At 76.6% G+C, this 19,218-nt stretch carries 14 protein-coding genes; 5 read left to right on the top strand and 9 right to left on the bottom strand.

Features of this window, described 5'->3' with window-relative positions:
* Positions 1-422: 422 nt before the first annotated feature.
* Entirely contained in the window at positions 423-1,022 is a 600-nt protein-coding gene (locus ACVWNX_RS31760; RefSeq protein ID WP_454411639.1) for a response regulator transcription factor, read from the top strand.
* 98 nt (positions 1,023-1,120) lie between these two features.
* Here ACVWNX_RS31760 and ACVWNX_RS31755 read toward each other — a convergent pair whose 3' ends face one another.
* The 8 genes from ACVWNX_RS31755 to ACVWNX_RS31720 form a co-directional block, all read right to left on the bottom strand.
* Positions 1,121-2,959, bottom strand: a complete 1,839-nt coding sequence (locus ACVWNX_RS31755; protein ID WP_454415018.1) for an ATP-binding cassette domain-containing protein — start codon at positions 2,957-2,959, stop codon at positions 1,121-1,123.
* 794 nt (positions 2,960-3,753) lie between these two features.
* Positions 3,754-5,472, bottom strand: coding sequence for an ABC transporter ATP-binding protein (locus tag ACVWNX_RS31750; RefSeq protein WP_454411638.1), 1,719 nt, complete (start codon positions 5,470-5,472; stop codon positions 3,754-3,756).
* 238 nt (positions 5,473-5,710) lie between these two features.
* Positions 5,711-5,839, bottom strand: coding sequence for a SapB/AmfS family lanthipeptide (locus tag ACVWNX_RS31745; protein ID WP_454411637.1), 129 nt, complete (start codon positions 5,837-5,839; stop codon positions 5,711-5,713).
* A gap of 29 nt (positions 5,840-5,868) precedes the next feature.
* A complete protein-coding gene (lanKC, locus tag ACVWNX_RS31740) occupies positions 5,869-8,514 on the bottom strand; it encodes a class III lanthionine synthetase LanKC (protein WP_454411636.1) in 2,646 nt (881 codons plus the stop codon).
* A 165-nt stretch (positions 8,515-8,679) separates the two neighbouring features.
* Positions 8,680-9,225, bottom strand: coding sequence for a hypothetical protein (locus tag ACVWNX_RS31735; RefSeq protein ID WP_454411635.1), 546 nt, complete (start codon positions 9,223-9,225; stop codon positions 8,680-8,682).
* Positions 9,226-9,381: 156 nt separating this feature from the next.
* Positions 9,382-9,627: a hypothetical protein gene (locus ACVWNX_RS31730; protein ID WP_454411634.1), complete on the bottom strand. Its 246-nt coding sequence runs from the start codon at positions 9,625-9,627 to the stop codon at positions 9,382-9,384.
* 16 nt (positions 9,628-9,643) lie between these two features.
* Positions 9,644-12,319 carry a condensation domain-containing protein gene (locus ACVWNX_RS31725; protein ID WP_454411633.1) on the bottom strand — a complete coding sequence of 892 codons (2,676 nt, stop codon included), beginning with the start codon at positions 12,317-12,319 and terminating at the stop codon, positions 9,644-9,646.
* Positions 12,320-13,187: 868 nt separating this feature from the next.
* Complete coding sequence (locus tag ACVWNX_RS31720; protein WP_454411632.1) at positions 13,188-13,724, bottom strand: DUF5994 family protein; 537 nt, start codon at positions 13,722-13,724, stop codon at positions 13,188-13,190.
* Between the two features lie 466 nt (positions 13,725-14,190).
* Here ACVWNX_RS31720 and ACVWNX_RS31715 point away from each other — a divergent pair, with 466 nt between their 5' ends.
* Both ACVWNX_RS31715 and ACVWNX_RS31710 read left to right on the top strand, forming a co-directional pair.
* Complete coding sequence (locus ACVWNX_RS31715) at positions 14,191-14,382, top strand: hypothetical protein (RefSeq protein WP_454411631.1); 192 nt, start codon at positions 14,191-14,193, stop codon at positions 14,380-14,382.
* Between the two features lie 249 nt (positions 14,383-14,631).
* A complete protein-coding gene (locus ACVWNX_RS31710; protein ID WP_454411630.1) occupies positions 14,632-14,898 on the top strand; it encodes a hypothetical protein in 267 nt (88 codons plus the stop codon).
* A gap of 226 nt (positions 14,899-15,124) precedes the next feature.
* On the opposite strand, the gene ACVWNX_RS31705 is transcribed toward ACVWNX_RS31710, so the two are convergent.
* The gene (locus tag ACVWNX_RS31705) at positions 15,125-15,979 is read right to left on the bottom strand and encodes a (2Fe-2S)-binding protein (RefSeq protein WP_454411629.1); all 855 of its coding nucleotides are present in this window, start codon (positions 15,977-15,979) and stop codon (positions 15,125-15,127) included.
* A gap of 192 nt (positions 15,980-16,171) precedes the next feature.
* On the opposite strand from ACVWNX_RS31705, the gene ACVWNX_RS31700 reads away from it, so the two are divergent.
* Together ACVWNX_RS31700 and ACVWNX_RS31695 are read left to right on the top strand one after the other, a co-directional pair.
* Positions 16,172-17,488: an ATP-grasp domain-containing protein gene (locus ACVWNX_RS31700; protein WP_454415017.1), complete on the top strand. Its 1,317-nt coding sequence runs from the start codon at positions 16,172-16,174 to the stop codon at positions 17,486-17,488.
* The gene (locus ACVWNX_RS31695) at positions 17,485-19,212 is read left to right on the top strand and encodes an IucA/IucC family protein (protein ID WP_454411628.1); all 1,728 of its coding nucleotides are present in this window, start codon (positions 17,485-17,487) and stop codon (positions 19,210-19,212) included. The genes ACVWNX_RS31700 and ACVWNX_RS31695 overlap by 4 nt, the downstream gene beginning before the upstream one ends.
* The last annotated feature ends 6 nt before the right edge of the window (positions 19,213-19,218 follow it).

Genomic DNA, 19,218 nt, shown 5'->3' with positions numbered 1-19,218 from the left:
CAGGGAAATGGGCGTTCGCCGTCAGCGTAAAACGCTGCCCCGTTCCGGTGCGGTTTCCGACCCGGCGACCTTCGTCAATTCGCCATCGTCCGGGAACGGTTCCCCGGCCCCCGGGAGAAACTCCGCCGACGCGGGCGCCGCTTTCCGTCCCGCTCCCCCGGAGATCCGATAACGAGATCCCGCCAAAAACACCCCTATGACGCGCACGGTCGGGCAACCGGGGCAGTCGATCAGCATGGGGGCGCACGATCAGACGGGGCACGCCCTTCCGTTGCGCCCTCGTGTGCACCCGGTTCTCCACCGGCTCGGAGCGAACGGCGAATGCCGGGCGCACACCGCTGGTGTGCTGGACCGGTTGACCGGAAGAACGCGCGGCGGACCCGGCCGTGGCGCTCGGTGGAAAAGGCGTTGAGGAGCGGTTGATGACGAAGGTTCTGCTGGTGCACGGGGTGTCCCTGTGGCGTGCCTCCTTGGTTTCCCTGCTCGACCATGACGGTGGACTGCGCGTCCACGCCACGGACAAGTCGGGGGTGCCCAGGGCGCTCAGGGAATCGTCCCCGGACATCGTGGTCACGGATCTGGACTGTCCGGACTCCCGGGACGTCCTCAGACTCGTGGAACCGCCCCGCGCCCAGGAGGGCACGGCACTGGCCGTCCTCGCGCGCAGCCACCGCACCGGCGATCTGCGCCGGGCGTACGAAGCGGGCGCGACCGGCTACATCGACAAGTGCGGTCCGGTGGACCACCTCTGCGAGGTGGTGCGCAAGGTCGCGGCGGGCGGACGGCACATCGACGAGTCGCTGGCCTTCAGTCTCCTCCAAGCCACGGAGGTCCCGCTCTCCGCACGGGAGTTGAGGGTGCTGTCGCTGGCGGCGGACGGCGAGTCGGTGGCGTCCATCGCCCGGTCGCTGTGCCTGGCCAGCGGGACGGTGCGCAACTACCTCGCCGCCGCGATACGCAAGACGGGGGCGCGCAACCGGCTCGACGCGATACGGCTGTCCCGGGAGTTCGGCTGGCTCTGACGGGCGTCCCGGCAGGACGGGGCGGGGCCGCCCGGCTGGGACCGGACACCGGGCCCGGCCGCCCGGGACCGGCGCGCGGAACGCCCCGGTGGCCCTCCTCATCCGGCCGCGCCGGGCGGGACCGGCACCCCCGGCCGCCCGGGCGTTCCCGTTCCCCCGCGCGTCTCCTTCCCGGCGTCCGGGGGCGGGGCGGAGACGGGTACGGGGAGGGCGGCCGGACCCGGTACGGGTGTCCAGTCCCCCGCCAGGTCCCGGTAGAGGGCCGACCGCGCGGACACCTCCCCCGGGGTGCCGCAGACCGCCGTGCCCCCGTCCAGGACCAGTACCCGGTCCGCGCGGCGCGCCGAGTCCAGTCGGTGGGCGATGACGACCAGGGTGCCCGGGCGGCGGGCGAGGGCCTCCTCCGCGCGGGCCTCGGCCGCCGGGTCCAGCTGGCTGGTGGCCTCGTCCAGGATGAGCAGCGGGGCCGGGGACAGCACGGCCCGGACCAGGGCCAGCAGTTGCCGTTCGCCCTGGGAGAGCCGGGCGGGGTCGAGGGAGGCGTCGAGCCCGCCGAGGCGGCGCACCAGCGGCGCGGCGCCCAGTCCGGTGGCGGCGGACCACAGTTCCCGGTCGTCGGCGCCGGGGCGCAGATAGCGGAGGTTGTCCCGCACCGTGCCGGTGAACACGTACGCCCGTTGGGGCGACAGGGTGCGCAGGGCGCCGGGTTCGGGGGCGCCGGCGGCCGCCACGGGCCGTCCCAGCCAGCGCACCTCGCCGGACGAGGGGGCGAGGACCCCGGCGAGGAGGGCGGCGAGCGTCGACTTGCCGCTGCCGCTCGGGCCCACCACCGCCAGCCGCTCCCCCGGCCGCAGGGTCAGGTCCAGCCGGTCCACCACAGGACGGGCGCCGGGGCCGTACGCGAAGGTGACGGAGCGCAGTTCGGCGAGGGCGGCGGCACGCGGCAGCGGGCGGCCGTGCGCCGGGTGCCGGTCCGGCGGGAGCGGCAGCCGGGCCGGGTCGGTGAACCGGTCGAGCACCACCACCAGTCGGCCGCCCGCCGTGCCGAGGGCGGTGAGCAGGGCGTGCACGGCGGGGGCGAGCGACTGGGTGAGGTAGGCGAAGGCACCGAGGAGTCCGCCGGTGGTGAGGCCGTGGCGCAGCAGCCAGGGCCCGGTCAGCAGGAGCAGCAGCGGGGGCAGGGCCCCGCAGACGGCGAGCGCGAGGACCCGGGCGGCGGCCCAGCGGGCGAGGGCCGCCGACGCCCGGGCCTGGTCGCGGGTGAGGCGCTCCGCCTCGTCGAGGACGTGCGGGGCGCCGCCGGTCGCCGCGAGGTCGCGCACCGAGGAGGCGATCAGCGCGGTGTGGGCGGCGAACGCCTCGTCGGCGTCGAGGTAGGCGCGCTGCCGGGCGGCCATGGGCGCGAGGGTGGCGAGGAACAGTCCCGCCCCGGCGAGGACCGGTGGCACCACCACCAGCAGCAGCCGGGGGGAGAGCACGGCGAGTCCGGCGAGCGCGCCCACGGAGGTGAAGACGAACGACCGCAGGGAGAGCACCAGTCCGGCCCAGCCGTCGCGGGCGATCTCGCTCTGATGGGTCACCCGGGACACCGAGCGGGTGGCGGCCGTGGGGACGGAACCGTCGAGGGCGTCGGCGACGCCCCGGGTCACGGCCCGCCGCACGAGTCCGTCGCGCAGGGGTTCCACCAGGTCGGCGAGGCTCCCGAAGACGCCCCGGGCGGCGAGCACCGCGGGCAGCACGGCGAGGGCGGCGACGGCGAGCCAGAGGAGTCCGGTGGCGGGCGAACCGGCGAGGAAGCCCCCGTCCAGCGCGCGGGCGACGGCGTAGCCGCCGAGGAAGGTCTGCCCGGCCTCCAGCAGCGACCACGCGGAGAGCCGGGCGAGGGCGGGGACCCGGGCCCGCAGGAACGGACGGGCCTCACGGCCGACCCGGGCCAGGGCGCCCCGGCCGCCGGTGCCGCCCGGGCTGTGGGTGCCCGGGGCGCTGTCGGTCGGGCCGCCGGTGCCCGGGCTGTCGGTGCTTCGGCGGCTGGCGCTGGGACCGCTGGTGTTCCGGCCGTGGCGCGTCCGCTCAGAGGAGGTCCGCTCACCCGGGGCCCGACCGTCATCGCCCCCGCCACCGGAAGTCCGTCCGCCGGGAGCCCGTCCGCCGGAAGCCCGGTCTTCGGGGCTCGGTTCCTCGGGGGGGCGCTCGCCGGGGGGCCGGCCAACGCCGCGTCCGCCGCCGGGGGCCAGGCCACCGGAAGTCCGTCCCCCAGGGTTCCACTCATCGAGAGGCCGCTCGTCGGAGGGCCGGCCAACGCCACCTTCGTCGCCCGGGACGGAAGCACCGGAAGTCCGTTCCCCAGGGCTCCGCTCCTCGGGGGACTGATCAGCGCCACCCCCACCACCGGGGACCGGGCGGCCGGAGGTCCGGCCGTCGGCGCCCCGGTCCGCGGACGCCCGTCCTCCGGGCGGAGGATCTCCGGGGGCGCGTTCGCCGGAGGGCGCCCGTCCGCCCGGAGGCCGTGGGCCATGGGCCAGTCGGCCCGGGGGCCGTTCGCCGCAGCCCGGTTCGACGCGGGCCCGTCCGTCGGAGGCCCGTCCACCGGAGGCTGGTTCGGCGTCGGACCGGGTGCCCGAGACCGGTTCGGCGTCGGCCCGTCCGTCGGAGGCCCGTCCGCCGGAGACCGGTTCGGCGCCGGTCCGTCCGCCAGGTGCGGGGCCGGTCAGGCGCGGGGGGCGGGGCTCGGTCACCGGACCTCCTCGGGGGTGGTGCGCCCGGGGGCGCGGGGCGCGGGGTCGGTGCGGAAGACGGCCCGGTAGGCGGGATCGCGCCAGAGGTCGTCGTGGCGGCCGTGGGCGCGGACCCGGCCGCCGTCCAGCCAGACCACGCTGTCGGCGGCGGCGGCCGAGGACACCCGGTGGGCGACCACCAGCCGGGTGCGGTGCCCGGTGCCGCGCGTCAGCGCCCGCCGCACCAGGCGTTCGGTGGCGGTGTCCAGGCTGGAGGTGGCGTCGTCGAGGACGAGGAGGCGTCCCGGATGGGCGAACGCCCGGGCCAGTCCGAGGCGTTGGCGTTCGCCGCCGGACAGCGGGGCCCGGTCGAGGGGGGTGTCGTAGCCGTGCGGGAGGAGGCCGATGAAGCCGTCGGCGGCGGCCGCGCGGGCCGCGGCGCGGATCCGCCGGGCGTCGGGAGCGGGTCCGGCGCCGAAGGCGATGGCGTCGGCGACGGTGGTGCCGAGGAGGGCGGGGGCGGCGAAGGCGTAGGAGACCTCGGTGCGCAGTTCCCGGGGGTCGACGCCGTCCAGGGGGACGCCGTCGAGGGTGACGCTTCCGGAGTCGGGGTCGAGGAGCCGTCCGGCGACGGCGGCCAGCAGGGACTTGCCCGCGCCCGAGGGGCCGACGACCGCCACGGTGGTGCCGCCGGGGACGGTGAGGTCGGCGCCGTCCAGCAGGGTCCGTCCGTCGCGGACCACGCGGACGTCCCGCAGCCGGAGTTCGCCCGGTCCGCCGGGGGGCAGGGCGAGGCCGCGGTGCGGCGGGGCGGGCAGGGCGCTCAGCTCTGTGAGCCGGACGGCGGCGGCCCGGCCCCGGGAGACCGCGCTGAGCGCCCCGGTCAGCGCGCCGAGGCCGACGGCGAGGACCGCGTAGCGGGTGACGGCCAGCAGTTCGCCGGGGGTGAGCGCGCCCTGGGCGAGCCGGAGTCCGCCGACGGCGAGGACCAGCAGGGTGAGCAGCGGGAGCAGTCCGGCGGCCCCGGCGGCGGCCCGGCTCTGCACCCGCCAGACCCGGTGGCCGTGCGCGGCGAGGCGGCCGAGGGGCTCCAGGGCCCGGTCGCGTTCGCGGACGGCGGTCCCGGCGGCCCGTACGGTGTCGGCGCCGTCGACGGTCTCGGTGAGCCGGGCGGCGATCACGGCCTGTTCGCGCTGGTAGTCGGCGGAGGCGGCGGCGGTGTCCCGGACCAGGGCGCGCAGCAGCAGGCCGAACAGGGGCAGTCCGGCGAGCAGCGCCAGCCCGGTCCACGGGTCGACGAGGAAGAGGCAGAGGGTGCCGCCGAGGGGCAGCAGCGCGGTCCCGGCGGCGGTGGCGAGGGTGACGGGGACGGCGGCGGCCTCGGCGGCGTTCGAGGTGAGCCGGGTGGCGGTGTCCCCGGCGGGGAACCGGCGGGCGTGGTGTTCCCCGGCGCGCAGGAAGCGGTCGAGGGCGTGGCGGCGCAGCCGGGCGGTGTGCCGGGCGGTGGCGGTGCCGCCGACCGCGGCGGCGGCGGCGTCGCACAGGACCTCGACGGCGGTCAGGGCGGCGGCCAGCAGCAGGGCGGCCCCGGGGAGGCGGTGGTCGGCGAGGAGGGCGTCCAGGGCGTGGCCGAGGGCGGCGGGCAGCGCCAGCGCGGCGAGCGCGGCGCCCACCGAGCACAGCAGGACCACGGCGAGGGGCCCGCGGCGGGGGGACGGGGGGCGGCTGGGGGGCACCCGGGGTCCTTTCGGCGCGGGCGGCGTTCCCGGTCCGGCGGCCCGTGGGCGGGGCGCTCCGGTGGGAGTGGACGCCGTCCGGCGGCGGTCGGGGTGCCGTCCGCCGCCGGAGGGCGGTGACGCGGCCGGTCCCGCGCCCGGTGGGCGCGGGACCGGTCGGCTCAGTGCCGGGACGGACGGGCGGACGCGGCGGCCGGACCGGCGCGGCGGCTCGTCGAGCGGTGTCCCGGCCGATGGGTCACGGGGTGCAGAGGAGCAGGCTCAGCGAGCTGTACTCACAGACGAGCAGGCTCACCTGGCTGCCCGTCGCGGGGCCCTCGAAGCTGTCCTCGGGGGTGTCCAGGGACTGGAGGTCGAGCAGTGCCATGACGGATCCTTTCTGGGGACGGATGGATCTCATTGGGGTACGGCCCCTGGATGGGGCCGGTCTGTGGGCCGCGTGGGCGGCGGGAGGAAGGGCAGTGCGGCGGGCCGGTCGCCGAAGGCGGCGCCGAGCGCGAGCAGACAGCCCGCGGTGCCGGTGGCCAGGTCCATGGACCGGCGCAGCATCTGCTCTCCGGGGAAGGCGAGTGCGCCCGCGTAGGGGACGGAGTGCAGGGCGAGGAGGCGGGCGTGCCGCGCCAGGGCCAGGCGCCGTTCGGCGGGGTCGCCGTGCGGGGTGCGGGCCAGGTGCAGCACGAGTCCGGCGACGCCCCGGAAGAGTCCGGGCTGGATGTAGAAGGCGGACCGCAGCCCCGGGTCGGTCTGGTCGCGCGCGGCGCGCAGCGCGGGGTCGTCGCGGTGGGCGAGGTAGTCGTCGAGGACCATCGCGAGGCCCGCGCTGCCGCCGCCGAGGTAGGGGAGGGTGCGTTTGCCGTCGAGGACGAGGAGGGCGCCGTCGGTGCCGGTGCGGCAGCGGTCGAGGTCCAGTCGGAGCGCGTCGGCGGCGAGGTCCAGGTGGGCGGGGTCGCCGGTGGTCTCGTAGCGGCGGACGAACAGCAGGGCCGGGCCGGAGGAGCCGTGCAGGAGGCCGGTGCGCCGGGTCGGGGACGCCTGCCGGACGGCGCGGGCGACGAGGTCGGCGCAGCGGTCGGCGGCGGTGCTCAGGGCGGCCGCCTCGGCGCCGTCGGTGGCGCGGGCGAGGTCGTCGAGGACGAGGGCGAGGCCCGCGTGGCCGCTGTGCAGATCGGCGGGGAGGCCGTCGAGGGGCTGACGGGCGATCAGCCGGGCCAGGGCGAGGCCCTGTTCGCGGTGGCCGAGCCGGTGCAGGGTCCAGGCGATTCCGGCGAGTCCGTCGTAGAGGCCGACGGGGGTGCCGGGGGCGGGGTCCTTGCTGTGGTCGAGGAGCCATTCGGTGGCGCGGGGACAGGGTTCGGCGCCGGTCTCCCGCAGGGCGTGCAGCACTCCGGCGGCGCCGTAGCCGAGGCTCTGTCCGCCCGCCGGAGAGGCGAACTGGGCGATGTCGCCGGGGTAACAGCGGTCCTCGCGGTCAAGGGTGCGGGACGCCCGCAGGGCGTGGGCCATCGAGTCGCGGGAGCGCGGCCAGTCGGCCGGATCGGGGACGTCGGGGCGGTCCTCGCCGAGCGGCGCGAACGCGGCGGCGGGCACCGGGGTGCCGGGGGCCGGGGCGGCGCCGGGTTCGCCGGTGTGGCGGAGGATCTCGGCGAGGGCGGGGGCGAGTTCGTCCTCGGTGACCGGGAAGGTCCGGGTGATCTCCCGCACCAGGTCGCGGGCCTTGGCCCGGTCGATGGCGAAGAGCGCGGTGAGCGGGGTGAGCAGGGCGAGCCGCAGACAGGCCAGAGCGTAGGTGTCGATGTCCGTGCCGCGCCGGTCGGCGGGGGCGACGAACGAGGGGTTGGCGACGGTCTGGCGGCGGCGTTCCACGGCGGGCGAGGCGGCCTCGAAGTCGAGCAGCACGACGCGGGAGCCGTCGTCGGGGACCATGACGTTGCTCAGGTGGAGGTCGCTGATGACCAGTCCCCGGGCGTGGACGGCGTGCACCGCGTCGCTGACCTTCGCGTGGACGTCACGGGCCCATGCGGCGTGTTCGGCGAGTTCCTCGGGGGTGGCGGCGGCCTTCGCCAGGGGGAATCGCCGGGCGAGCACGGTGTTCAGGGTGGTGCCCGGCACGTACTCCAGGGCGAGGAAGCGGTGGCCCTCGACGTCGAACGAGTCGAGCAGCCGGGGGACGCAGTCCAGTCCGGCGAGTTGTTCGAGCGCGGCGCGTTCCCGGTCGAGGCGGCGCACGGCGTCGGCGCCGTCGGCGGCGAGCCCGGCGTGGGGGCGGCCCTCCTTGAGGACGACCCGCTCGCCGGTGCGGGGGTCGCGGGCCCGGTAGACGCCACCGCCGTTGGAGAAGTGCAGCGCGCCCTCGACGGTGTAGGGCAGCGCGCCGGTCGCGGCGCGGGCCGCGAGGTGCGGTCCGAGGAACGACGGCGGGGTCACCCAGGACGGGATCCGGAACGACGGTCCGCGCGGATCGGGCACGAGGACGCCGTCGGGGTCGCTGAGGGCGGGCACCGGCCGTCCCTCGGCGTCGAGGCAGTACCGGCGGGCGAACGCGCCGTAGCGCACGTAGACCGGGCCGTCGCCGATCCTGAGGTCGCTGAGGACGTACGGGCCGTGTTCCCCTGCGAGGAGTTCCGCGAGGTCGGTGACGATCTCGCGGAACCGTTCCTCCGAAGGCGGGTAGACGGTGATGAACTTGCCGCTGCCCGCGCGGTCGGCGTACTTGGCGTTGCGGAGGAAGAGGAGTCCGGGACCGGGGACGAACTTCAGCGGCAGCCGCCGCTCGGCGCAGTGGGCGACGACCCGGTCCAGGACGCGTTCGGCGTTGTCCAGCGCCGCCGAGACATGGATCTTCCAGCCCTGGGCGGGCACCCGTGCGTCGGGCGGGGTGAAGGAGAGCCAGTCCCCGTGCCGTTCGGCCCGCCAGCCCTCGGGTGCTCCCGCCCGGGCGGCGGCGAACAGTCCGGTGGGCGCCGCGGACTCCCCGGCGCCCCGGTGGGGGGCGTCGTAGAAGTCGGGGTCCGCTTGGCAGTACGCGGCGTACTCGGGGTTCACACACGCTCCTCGCGGCTCCGGTGGGCGGGACGTGGAGAACGGTTCCACAGCGTGTTCGGGGCGGCACAGTCGCCGTTGTCACCACTCGGCAGGCGGGCGTTCCCGTGCGGGGTGCACGTCCGGACCATGCGTTCGGCCCGTGCGTCCGTCTCCGCCGGTGGGCGGTCAGCGCGCGCGGCGCAGGTCCGTCACCGGGACGCCGGGGGCCAGCGCGTCCACGGCGGCGCGCAGCCGTACGGGGTCGATCCGCCACAGCCGGACCGGCCGTGAGACCAGGGTGACCTCGGGCGGGACGCCCGGCACCAGCGCGCTGACGACCGTGCGTCCGAGGGGTCCGGTGGCGGGGGCGGCCCCGGGGCCGAGGGCGAGTCCGATCCGGGCCGTCCGGGGGCCGGACGGCTGGTCGAACAGCACGACGGCCCGGACGTCGGCCCAGGGCACCCGGGTGGTGGTGGCGCGGTGGCGCAGGGGGTGGCCGCCCAGCAGCACTCCGGTGGCGTCGACGCGGAAGGCGGTCCGGCGGCTCGACGCCATGGCGGTGAGGAGCACCGCGGGGAGGGTGAAGCAGAGGAGCCCGCCGAGGCGGGTGGCGGGCGACAGGCCCGGCAGCAGCAGGCCGAGGCTGAAGAGCGCGCATCCGGCGGCCTGCGCGGCGGTGCGCCGGTCCCAGCCGAACCGCTCCTCGTACCCGGGCCCTGTTCCGTTCGTCATGCCTGTGCATCCTGCCCGCTCGGGTGAACGGCCGGGCGGGCGCGGGGTGGTGGGGCGCGGGGCGGGGCTGCCGCCCGGGCCCGGGACGGCGGGCGCCGGGCGGCGCTCCCCGGCGGCGGTCGGACGGGGAGCGCCGTCGGTCGGTCCGGGGCGGCGTCAGGCCGCGTGGGTGCCCCGACCGGTGGCAGTGCCGGAGGTGGCGCCGGGGGCGGGACGGGGCTCCCGGACGGGCGGGTGCTGACGGGCGGCGGACCACTCCAGGACCAGGCACTGGTACTCGCGCCGCTGTTCGGTGCTGAGTCTGCCGCCCGCCCGCGCCCACAGTGCGCGGATGTCCTCGTTCACTTCGTCGGCGGAGCGGGTGGCAAGCCGGGGCCGCGGCGGGTCGGGAGTCGTGGACATGGGGTGAATCATACGGTTATGGGCGTGAGGATCTCGTCAGGTTTATTCGAGGGTGCGGGACGGCCCGGGGGCGGGGTTCCGCGGAGCCGGGGCGGGCGCGCTGACGTGCGGGCTGCCCCGGTACGGCGGTGAGGCGTTCCCTCGGCGGTCCGGGGACGGGTTCGCCGCCGACGAGGAGGACGGCCGGGCGGTGGTGGCCCTCGTCGAGCAGTCCCTCGGCGAGCAGCGCGGCGCCGAGGGAGGGCGTCACGTCGAGGTAGTCGACGCGCTGTTGGCGCACGTAGGCGGTGAGGGCGGCCGGGTCGCGGTGGACGGCGTCGTCGACGAGGTGCAGTTCATGGCCGTGGACCATCCACAGCAGCGGGCCCCAGGAGGTGCCGGAGGCGAAGGGGGCGGTGTGGGCGGCGCGCAGGCGGGGGCGGCCGGTGCGGGCGACGGCGGGGGCGATGCGGTCGCTGCCGTGGTCCGCGTGGAGGGCGGCGAGGGAGGCGTGGCCGACGAGGACGCCACCGGGGCGGCCGTTGGGAACCGGGGCGTGGACGAGGCAGGCGGCGTCGCGGAGCGTGGGCCGGGTGGTGGGGACGGGGGCCAGGTGACGGGCGAGGGCGTCCCGGGCGGCGGGGTCGTCGAGGGCGAGGGAGGGCAGCCCGTGACCGGGGAGCGCGGCCAGGGTCGCGGTGGTGCCGATCACGCGGACCGGGCGGACGTCGTCGAGGGCGGCCCGGAGCCGTTCCGGGGAGTGGTCGAGGTCGAGGGGCTGGCAGACGCCGCCCGCGCCGAGCACCGCGAACAGCGCGACGACCAGAGTGGCGGTGCGGGGCAGGGCGAGCGCCACGGGGGTGCCGGTGGTGACGCCCAGCCGGGCGAGTTCGGCGCCGAGTCCGCCCGCCGCGCACTCCAGTTCGGCGAAGGTGAGGGTGGTGTCCGCGGTCCGGACGGCGACGGCGTCGGGGGTGAGGGCGGCCCGGGCGGTGAGTTCGTCGGGGACGGTGCGCACGGCGGGCCGCCCGCTGCGGCGCCCCGCCGGGTGCCGTTCCTGTCGGTCGTTCGACCCCCGGGGCTCGTCCCGTTCCCGCCGTTCCCGGTGGCCGTTCGCCCCCTGGGCAGCGTCTCGTTCCTGGTGGCCGTCCGGCCCCCGAACAGCGTCCCGTTCGTGGCGACCGTCCGGCCCCCGGGCAGCGTCCGTCGTCCGGCGGCCGTCGCTCCGGCTCCCGGCCGCGTCCCGCTCCCGGTGGAGGGGGAGCGCGCCCAGGGTGCCGACGGACCGCTGGGGGTCGGTCAGCAGCAGCTCGGTGTAGCCGTCCAGGAGGTGGAGCAGGGTGGTGTGATGGCGGGTGACGGCGTCCCGGTCGTGGCGGTCGGCGGGGGCGTCGACCGAGATCCGCAGCCGTCCGCCGGGGCCGGGGGCGGCGCCGAGGACCAGGTCGTCCACAGGTCCGGAGGCCAGCTCGCGGACGGTTCCGGTGAGCGGTCCGAAGGCGAGGTCGTCGGCGCGCGGCCGGATGCCGACCAGCGGGCCGGTGAGCGGTTCGGTGTCGGCGAGCCCGAGGTCGCGGCGGAGATCGACCCCGGGGTAGCGCTGGTGGCGGCGGACCTCGCGGATCTCCAGGGCGACCCGGCGCAGCAGTGCGGCGCCGGTGTCCTCCGGGTGGACGGTCAACCGCAGGGGGAGGACGTTGACCGCCGCGTGGGGGGTGCGGAGGGCGGCGGGGCCGCGCCGGTTGGTGAGCGGCAGTCCGAGGACGAGGTCCCGGGCGCCGGTGGCGCGGTGGAGGTGGAGGGCGGCGACGGCGGCGAAGAGTTCGGCCCAGGTGGCCCTGCCGGTCGCGGCGGCGCGGGTGATCCGGCCGAAGGCGCCGGGCGGCAGGTCGGTGTGGGCGTTCAGGACTCCGGCGTGGGCGCCGGTGGGGGGCCCGCCGAGGGTACGGGGAGCGGGCGCCCCGGCCATCCGTCCAGTCCAGAACTCCCGGTCGGCGGCGTACCGTTCACCGTCCAGGTAGCGGGACTCCTCCTCGGCCACGGCGCGCAGCGGGGCGAACCGGGTGCGGGACGGTTCCCGACCGGCGGCGAACGCGGTGTACAGCTCCGCGACCCGGCGGCCGACGAGCCGGAGGGCGTAGGCGTCGACGGCGAGGGCGTGGACCCGCTGGTACCACCAGTACCGGTCGTCGGCGAGCCGGATGAGGGCCTGGGTCATGAGTGGGGCGTCGGCCGGTCCGGGGGCGCGGGTGCCGTCGGGGCTGTCGGGGCTGTCGGCGGAGGCGAGGGCGTCAGCGGGGGCGCCGGGCCCAGGGGCGTCGGCGGAGGCCGGATCTCCGACGGGGGTGCCGGACACGGGCTCCGGGTCCGGGGCGGCGCCGGGGTGGTCGAGGTCGGCGCGGGTCCAGGCGTGGGCGGCGGCCAGGGGGTCGGGGTGGGCCCGCAGGTCGAGCGTCCGCAGCGGCGCTTCGCCGGGGGCGGCGGCGACCCGCTGGACGGGGACGCCCTCCCGTTCGCGCACCGTGATCCGCAGGGTGTCGGCCTCCGCGACGGCGCGGGTGAGCGCCGCGCGGAAGAGTCCCGCGTCCAGCGGACCGTGGATCTCCACCACGTCGGCGGTCTGGAACGCGGCGGCGCCGGGGGCGGGCCCGTTCGCGGCACGGACGCCCGCCTGGGAGGCGAGGAGCGCGAACTCGTCCGGTTCCTGATGCATGTGTGTGTCAACTCCCCCAGAGGAACGGCTACCACGGACGCGGGCCACCCGAGCGGCCATACGAACTTAGGTAAGCCTAAGTTAACCCGTCGCGCGCGACGAAGCGGGCCCACCCAACCGGACCCGAACAGGGAGGGAGGCGAGGGCGATCGGCCCCGCGACGTTCACGGCGGTGGCCCCGCGACACACCCTCCGCCGAAGCCGGGCGACCCACGGACGGGCGGCACCGGGCGGAGCGGACGGGCCCGCGCGGACGGCGGCCGACTTCGCACACCGACGAACCACCCGCCGCGCACGGCGGGCACCCGGCGCCGCACCGGCGACCGGGCGGGCGACCCGAACACGGGCCGTCCGGGCTACGGCGGGGCACTCCCCTCAGGGACCGAACAGGGGAACACCCCACCGCAGGTTCGAGGCGGGCCGGACGGAGGTCCGGCCCGGCGACCGGCGCCGCCCGTGCCGGGAGCGGTGCGCGCCCCCGGCGCGGGGGCCCGGCCGTGGACGGACTCCCGCACGGGACGTCAGGAGCCGTCCAGGACCCTCCGGTTCCCGACGGGCGGGGCCCGCCGAGACCCCGACGGCCAGCGATGGCACCCGCGGGGCGCTGGATCCACGATCGGCGGGACGGCGCCGGACAGGGCCGCCGCCCGCACCGCACGACGCGCCCGCCAGCGCGCGAACAGCGCACCCCGGGAGTCGATCTAAGGTTAGCCTTACCTTACATCTTCGGGGTGGAAGATTCACCCTCCGAACGAAACCGCCTCCACGGAAACTCCGCACCGGGCGGCGCCCTCGCAGCGATCCACACCACCCCTCGTTCACTTCGTCGACGGAGTGTGCGGCCATGGGCGTGAGGATCCCGGCGGATTCATCCGGAGTGCGGGCCAGGCCCTGGGTGCGGACCGGGTGGGCCCTCCGGTCGGTCCGCGCCCTCGGGAGCGGGGAGAACGGCGACGAGGATCTCGGCCGCCGGACTGGTGTTGCCCGCGCGGACCGCGCGGGCCATCGCGGACCGCGCGGCGTCGGCCGGGGTGTCCGGTGGCACCACCAGCAGGGCGAAGTGGTCGTTGTCGCCACGGGTGACGAGGACGGTGTCGTCACCGACCGGATCGGAGTCGAGGCGGACGACACGGTCGTCGATGACGAGCCGGGTGGGAAGGCCGTTCCAGGCGGACGCGTCGAGCCCCACCCTGGTGATGGGTCCGAGGTGCTCGGTCAGGACGCTGATCAGCGCGGGCAGTTCGGTCTCGACGTTCCGGGAGCGGGGCCACCAAGCGCCGTCGAGGATCCCTTGCCGGGACCGGGTGGTCTCCAGCCTCAGCAGGGTCGTCCCCGGGGCGATCGCCTGGTGGACCGCGTCCGGCAGCAGTCGGAGGACGGTCCGGGGGGTGTCGGAGTCAGCCATGGTGGGTCGCCCGTCCACGGGAGGCGGCCACGGCCCCTGTCGCGGTCCGGTGCGGGACCGGTACGCGGGCGTCCACATGCGCGGACCCGCCGTGCCCTCCACGTTACTCCCGATGTGTTCCCGGCGGGGAAGGTCCTCCCGGTCAGACCCACCGAAGATCAACGAACAAGCGTAGACTGAGAGCACCGGGAGCATTCCGCACACCGGCTTTCACGCGGGTGTCGTTTCCGGCGAACACGAGAAACCGGGCTGTCGACGGGCGGCCCGGGGGCAGGTCCGTCATGACCACCACCCCCGACCGGGCCGTGCCCCGCGACCTCGCCGCAGAGCTTCCGGCAGGTGCCTTCCGCACCCCGCCGCGCATCCCTTCCCCCGACCGGTTCGGCGAGGTCCGGATGCCGCCTTTCCACACGCCCACGGGTCGGCGCGGGCTCCTGTCACCCCGAAGCACCCGGAGGTGAGTTCCGTGGAGACCGCCATCGTCATCGTGGTGTTCATCGCCGTGATGGGCCTGGGCATGCTGTGGATCCACTTGCTCAACGCGCAGCACGCCGCGCGGATCGCGACCCGTCACTACAGCGACCCGCTGCCGAGGCCCTCCGGCCTGCCGGACCGCCGCCAGGGGCGGGGGTCCCGCTTCACGGACGCCAGCGGCTGAACGACGGGACCCCTGACGATCGGGCCGGAGCCGACGGGCGCCACCCGCGCCGCCCACCCGCCGCCACCCACCCACGCCAGTCACCCGCGTCAGCCACCGCGCCCTCCCCGTCTCCCCCGGCCTCACGGCGCTTCACCACCGTCCCCGCGGTCCCGGATCCCGCCGTCTCCCGCGCCTTCCGGTCTTCTTCCTCCCACTCCGTCCCCGTTCTCCCGGCCTTCCCGGCCGCTCCGAAAGGAACACGTCCCCATGAAGTACGTCGAGACCCGCACACCGCCGTCGCTCGGACACGCCGAGGTGCGGATCATCGCGCACACGCCCGAAGCCGCCCGAGCGGTGGCGGAGGCCCTCCGCCTCTGCTTCGCGGGCGCCGAACAACGCAGCTACCCCGGCCTCGACGGCGACACCCGGCTCCACCTCACCGTGGACACGGCGACGCCGGTCGGCCCCGTCGGCCCCTGGCTGGAGACCAGCCGGTCCCGGGCGGGCTCGGGCGTCCACCTCGACGAGGTCTGAGCGGGCCGGACGCCGGAGTCCGGGGTTCCGGGGGGCCGCGCTCCGACGACGCGGCGGCCCGGACGTCCTCCTCCAGCGGACCGGACTCCATCGGCCACTCCCATCGAACCGGTCCGCGCGCTCCTGGATGCCCGCGATCACGCGCCGGACACGGACGTCGTCGGCCGGGGCCCCGCCCAGGCGCTCACGCCCCGCCCCGGAGCCCCCGGGCGGGGCCGAAGGACCGTCAGCAGCCCTCCTCGATCCTGCGCACCCGCTCCGCGTCACCGGTGCGCGGGCAGGTGGAGCACGCCTCGGCGGGCCGGATCGTGTAGTAGAGGCAGCAGCCGACCCGGGTCCGGGTCGTGTGCTCGCGGCCGTCGCGGGTGGTGAGCGTGCGGAAGGCCGCGCCGCCCGGGTAGGGCGGCAGGGAGCCGGGGAGCAGCCGTTCCGCCTCCCGGACCCCCCGTGCCTCGTCGCCGTGGGTGCGGCCGACGTACCAGACCGCGGAGACCAGGTCGTCGGAGACCATCCCCCACAGCGCGCGCGGGCCCCGGCGCAGCCGGGGGCCGATCGCGGCGAGCAGCGGCCGGACGTGGTCGGCCAGCGCGGCGCGCACCTCGGCGCGCAGCGCGTCCCCGTGAGGCAGGACCCGTGCCCCGGGCAGCGCGGCGGCGGGGTCGTCGGGCAGACAGGAGAAGGCGGCGGGGACGATCTCGTACGTGTCACTCGTCCGGCTGATCCTCAGGTCCCGGGGGCGCACCCGGGGGACCCTCCGTTCGAGGTACCAGGGACCGGCGATGAGGACGGCGGCGGTCCACAGGTAGTCGTGCAGGGCCCGGGAGGCGACGACGTCGGGCCGGGGCTCGTGGTCGTAGCGGGCGCGGATCCGGTCCGCGTGGCCGGTCAGCCAGGCGTTCAGGAAGTCCTCGCGGCAGGCGAGTTCGGCGCCGTCGTACCAGCCCTGACCCGCCGCCGAGGGTCCGACGGGGGTCACGTCCAGCGCCGGACACGCCTCGGCGAGTCGCCGGTAGGCGCTGGTCAGCAGGGCGGAACAGCTCGCGGCGGGGGCGGTCGGTGCCGACGCCAGGGCCAGGGACACGGGTACTCCTCGAACACCGTCGGACGACGGGGTGGGGGCATGAGACGTCACCGCGGACGCGGCCGATCCACGGGAATGAGGGAAGCCTCACCTTACTCCGCTTCATCAGGCGTCACGCCAATCGACGGGGCGTCCGGTCGAATTGACACTCTTAGGCATGCCTAACCTAAGCTCTCGGCCGTGTTCCCGATCATGCGGATGTACCTGCTCGCGCTCAATCCCACCGACTCGGTGTCCGAAGGGTTCCTCCCCGCCGCACGCTCCCTGGGGCTCCGCCTCACCCTCCTCACCGACCAGCCCGCGGCGCACCGCGCGCGCCATCCGGACCTGGAGGTCGTGGAGTGCGACGTGCGGGACTTCCGGGAGGTGATCAGCACGGTCTCGCGCCACGGACGGCCCGAGGCCGTCTTCACCAACAGCGATCACCTCCAGACCCAGGCCGCCCTGGCCGCCGGGTACTTCGGGCTCCCGGCGAAGGACTGGCGGGCAGCCCTGCGCACCAAGGACAAGGGGCTGATGCGCCGTCACCTGGCGGCGAGCGGCACCGACGACGGACCCGGCGGACCCGGCGGAACCAGGGCGCACGACGGGCCCGGCGGAGCGAACGGGCCGCGCGGACCCGGCGGGCCCACCAGCGGAACCGGTACGCACGACGGGCCCGGCGGACCCGTCCGCGCGCTGGAGGTCCCCGCCCGGGCGGACCTCGACGAGGCGCTGCGCGCCGCCGGGGAGCTGCCCTACCCCTGTGTGGTGAAACCACGCGAAGGAGTGGCGAGCGAGGACGTCGTCCTGGTGGGCTCCCCCGCCGAGCTGCGCGCCCGCTGCGCGGAGGTCCGCGCGCGCCGCCCCGGCGCGGCCCTGGTGGTGGAGGAGTACCTGGCGGGACCGCTGTACACCCTGGAGACGCTCGGGGACGGACGGCTGCGGCACGTCCTCGGCGGGTTCCGCACGGACCTCTCCCCCGCCCCGTACTTCATCGAGGAACGCCTCACCTACGTCCCCGCGCATCCGCCCGCCGTCCTCGCCCAGGTGTCCGCCCAGCTGGACGCGCTGGGGGTCGGCTTCGGGGCCTGCCACACCGAGTTCGTGGTGGACGGGGCGGGACGGGCCCGGATCGTCGAGGTCAACTACCGGGCCATCGGGGACCAGTGCGACCTGCTGCTGGCGGAACTGCTCGACGTCCCGCTCTTCGCCCATGTGCTCCGCGTCCATCTGGGCGAACCCCTCCCCCCGGACCTCGGCGCCCGCTCCGACGGCGCCGCCCGGCTCGACTACCCCCGCGCGCACCACGGCGGCACCCTCACGGCGGCCCCCGACGCCACCGATCTGACCAGCGGTGACGTCCGGCTGGCCTACCGTCCGCTGCGGGCGCTGGGCGAGCGGCACCCCGTCCGCCACACCAACCGGGACCTCCTCGGGGTGGTCCGCGCCACCGGACGCGACCAAGCGTCGGTGGACCGCGCCGTCACCGGCTTCCTCACCGGCCACCACTGGGAGATCACCCCGTGACCCCCGAGGGCCGCCATCTCGTCCGGGTGCTGAGCGCGCTGCTGCGGGAGGACGTCGTCGGACTGCGCACCCGCGCCGTCCGGATCCGCCGTCCCGACGGCGACTGGCTGCGGCTGGACCATCCGGGCGGGGCGCTGTCGCTGCCGGTGGAGCCCGACGGCTTCCAGTGCGCCTGGGCGGCGCGGCTGCCGCTGCTGCGCCGGGAGGGTTCCGGCCCGGACCGGGAGCTCACCACCACCGACGCGGTGCTGTCCGCCCTCGCCGCGCTGGCCGACCCCCGGGACCGGCCCGGCTTCGCCGCGTTCGCCCGGGAGTGCCGGGAGTCCCTCGCCACCGAGGTGCTGCACCACGGCACCGCGCGGCGGACCGCCGACCGGCTCGTGGACCGCTACGGTCCCGACCCCGCCCACTGGCCCGGTCCGCTGCCCTTCGACACGCTCGCCGCCCGGCTGGACCACCCCGTCCACCCGGCCGGACGCGCCCGGCCGGGTCTGACGGAGGATCACCTGCGTTCCTACGCACCGGAGTTCCATCCCACGTTCCGGCTCCGCTGGCTCGCCCTGCCCCGCGCGGACGTGGTGGACGAGGGCCTGACCGGGACGGACGGCTGGCCGCTGCCCTCGGACCTCGGACTGCCGCGTTCCCTGGACGCGGACCACGTCACCCTGCCGGTCCACCCCCTCACCCCGGGCGCGCCGCTGGACGGCGCGCTGGCCGGGGCGGGGCTGCTCGGCCGGGCCGTCCTCGCGGAGCGTCCGTACGCCGAGGTGGTGCCGACCCTGTCGACCCGGACGGTGGCGCTCGTCTCGGACCCCGCCACCCATCTCAAGCTGCCGCTCGCCACCTCGACCCTGGGACGGCTCAACCGGCGGACCATCAAACCGGGCACCCTGCGCGACGGCGCCGTCTGCCAGCGGCTGCTCGCCGCCGTCACCGACCGCGAACCCCGGTTCCGAGCCACCGTGCTGCACGCCGACGAGACCCGCTACGCGCATGCCGGGCACGAGCTCCTGGCGGTGCTGCGACGGCGCTGGCCGGACGGGCTGGACGGCTCCCTGGTGGTCCCGATGGCCGCCCTCACCGCCCCCGCGCCCGGCGGCGGGCTCGTCGTCGACCGGCTCGCCGACCGCTTCCACGGCGGGGACCCCGTCGCCCTCCTCGACGCCGTCCTCACCCTGCTGTTCGACTGGCAGACCGTCCTGTTCGGGTACGGCATCGCGCTGGAGTCCCACCAGCAGAACGTCTCCCTGGCCCTGGACGACCGGCCGGGACGCCCCCCGCTGCGGCTGCTGTTCAAGGACGACGACGGGCCCCGCGTCCACGGCCCCCGGCTGCGGGCGGCCCTCGGCGACCGCGCCCGCGCCGACTTCGACGACCCCCGGATCACCGGGGACGACGACCGCCCCCTGCTCGACCTCTTCACCACCATCACCGTCCATCTGTGCGCGGGGGCGCCCGCGTTCGCCCTGGCCCGCCACGGCCGGGCCCCGCTGGACCGGCTGCTCGCCCTGGTGCGGGACCGGCTCGGGGAGGCCGTCGAACGGCTCGGCACCGGACCCGGCGAGCCCGGGGCGGCGCTGCGCGCCCACGTCCTGGACGCCCGGCGGCTGCCGGTGAAGGCGATGGTGACGGCGGGGACCCTGCTCACCAAGGAGCGCTCGGGCGCGCGGGACGTCAACAAGCACTACACCACCGGTCCGAACTACCTCCTGCGAGGGGCGTAATCCGCT

It is taken from the genome of Streptomyces sp. JNUCC 64 (assembly GCF_054484115.1).
The sequence above is the reverse complement of the archived record's forward strand: the minus strand, read 5'-3'. Positions and strand labels throughout refer to the sequence as shown.

Excerpts from the sequence above, each read along its gene's own strand:
- ACVWNX_RS31760 (WP_454411639.1), top strand. The coding sequence starts at position 423 with ATGACGAAGGTTCTGCTGGTGCACGGGGTGTCCCTGTGGCGTGCCTCC.
- ACVWNX_RS31745 (WP_454411637.1), bottom strand. The coding sequence starts at position 5,839 with ATGGCACTGCTCGACCTCCAGTCCCTGGACACCCCCGAGGACAGCTTC.
- ACVWNX_RS31735 (WP_454411635.1), bottom strand. The coding sequence starts at position 9,225 with ATGACGAACGGAACAGGGCCCGGGTACGAGGAGCGGTTCGGCTGGGAC.
- ACVWNX_RS31730 (WP_454411634.1), bottom strand. The coding sequence starts at position 9,627 with ATGTCCACGACTCCCGACCCGCCGCGGCCCCGGCTTGCCACCCGCTCC.
- ACVWNX_RS31725 (WP_454411633.1), bottom strand. The coding sequence starts at position 12,319 with ATGCATCAGGAACCGGACGAGTTCGCGCTCCTCGCCTCCCAGGCGGGC.
- ACVWNX_RS31720 (WP_454411632.1), bottom strand. The coding sequence starts at position 13,724 with ATGGCTGACTCCGACACCCCCCGGACCGTCCTCCGACTGCTGCCGGAC.
- ACVWNX_RS31710 (WP_454411630.1), top strand. The coding sequence starts at position 14,632 with ATGAAGTACGTCGAGACCCGCACACCGCCGTCGCTCGGACACGCCGAG.
- ACVWNX_RS31700 (WP_454415017.1), top strand. The coding sequence starts at position 16,172 with ATGCGGATGTACCTGCTCGCGCTCAATCCCACCGACTCGGTGTCCGAA.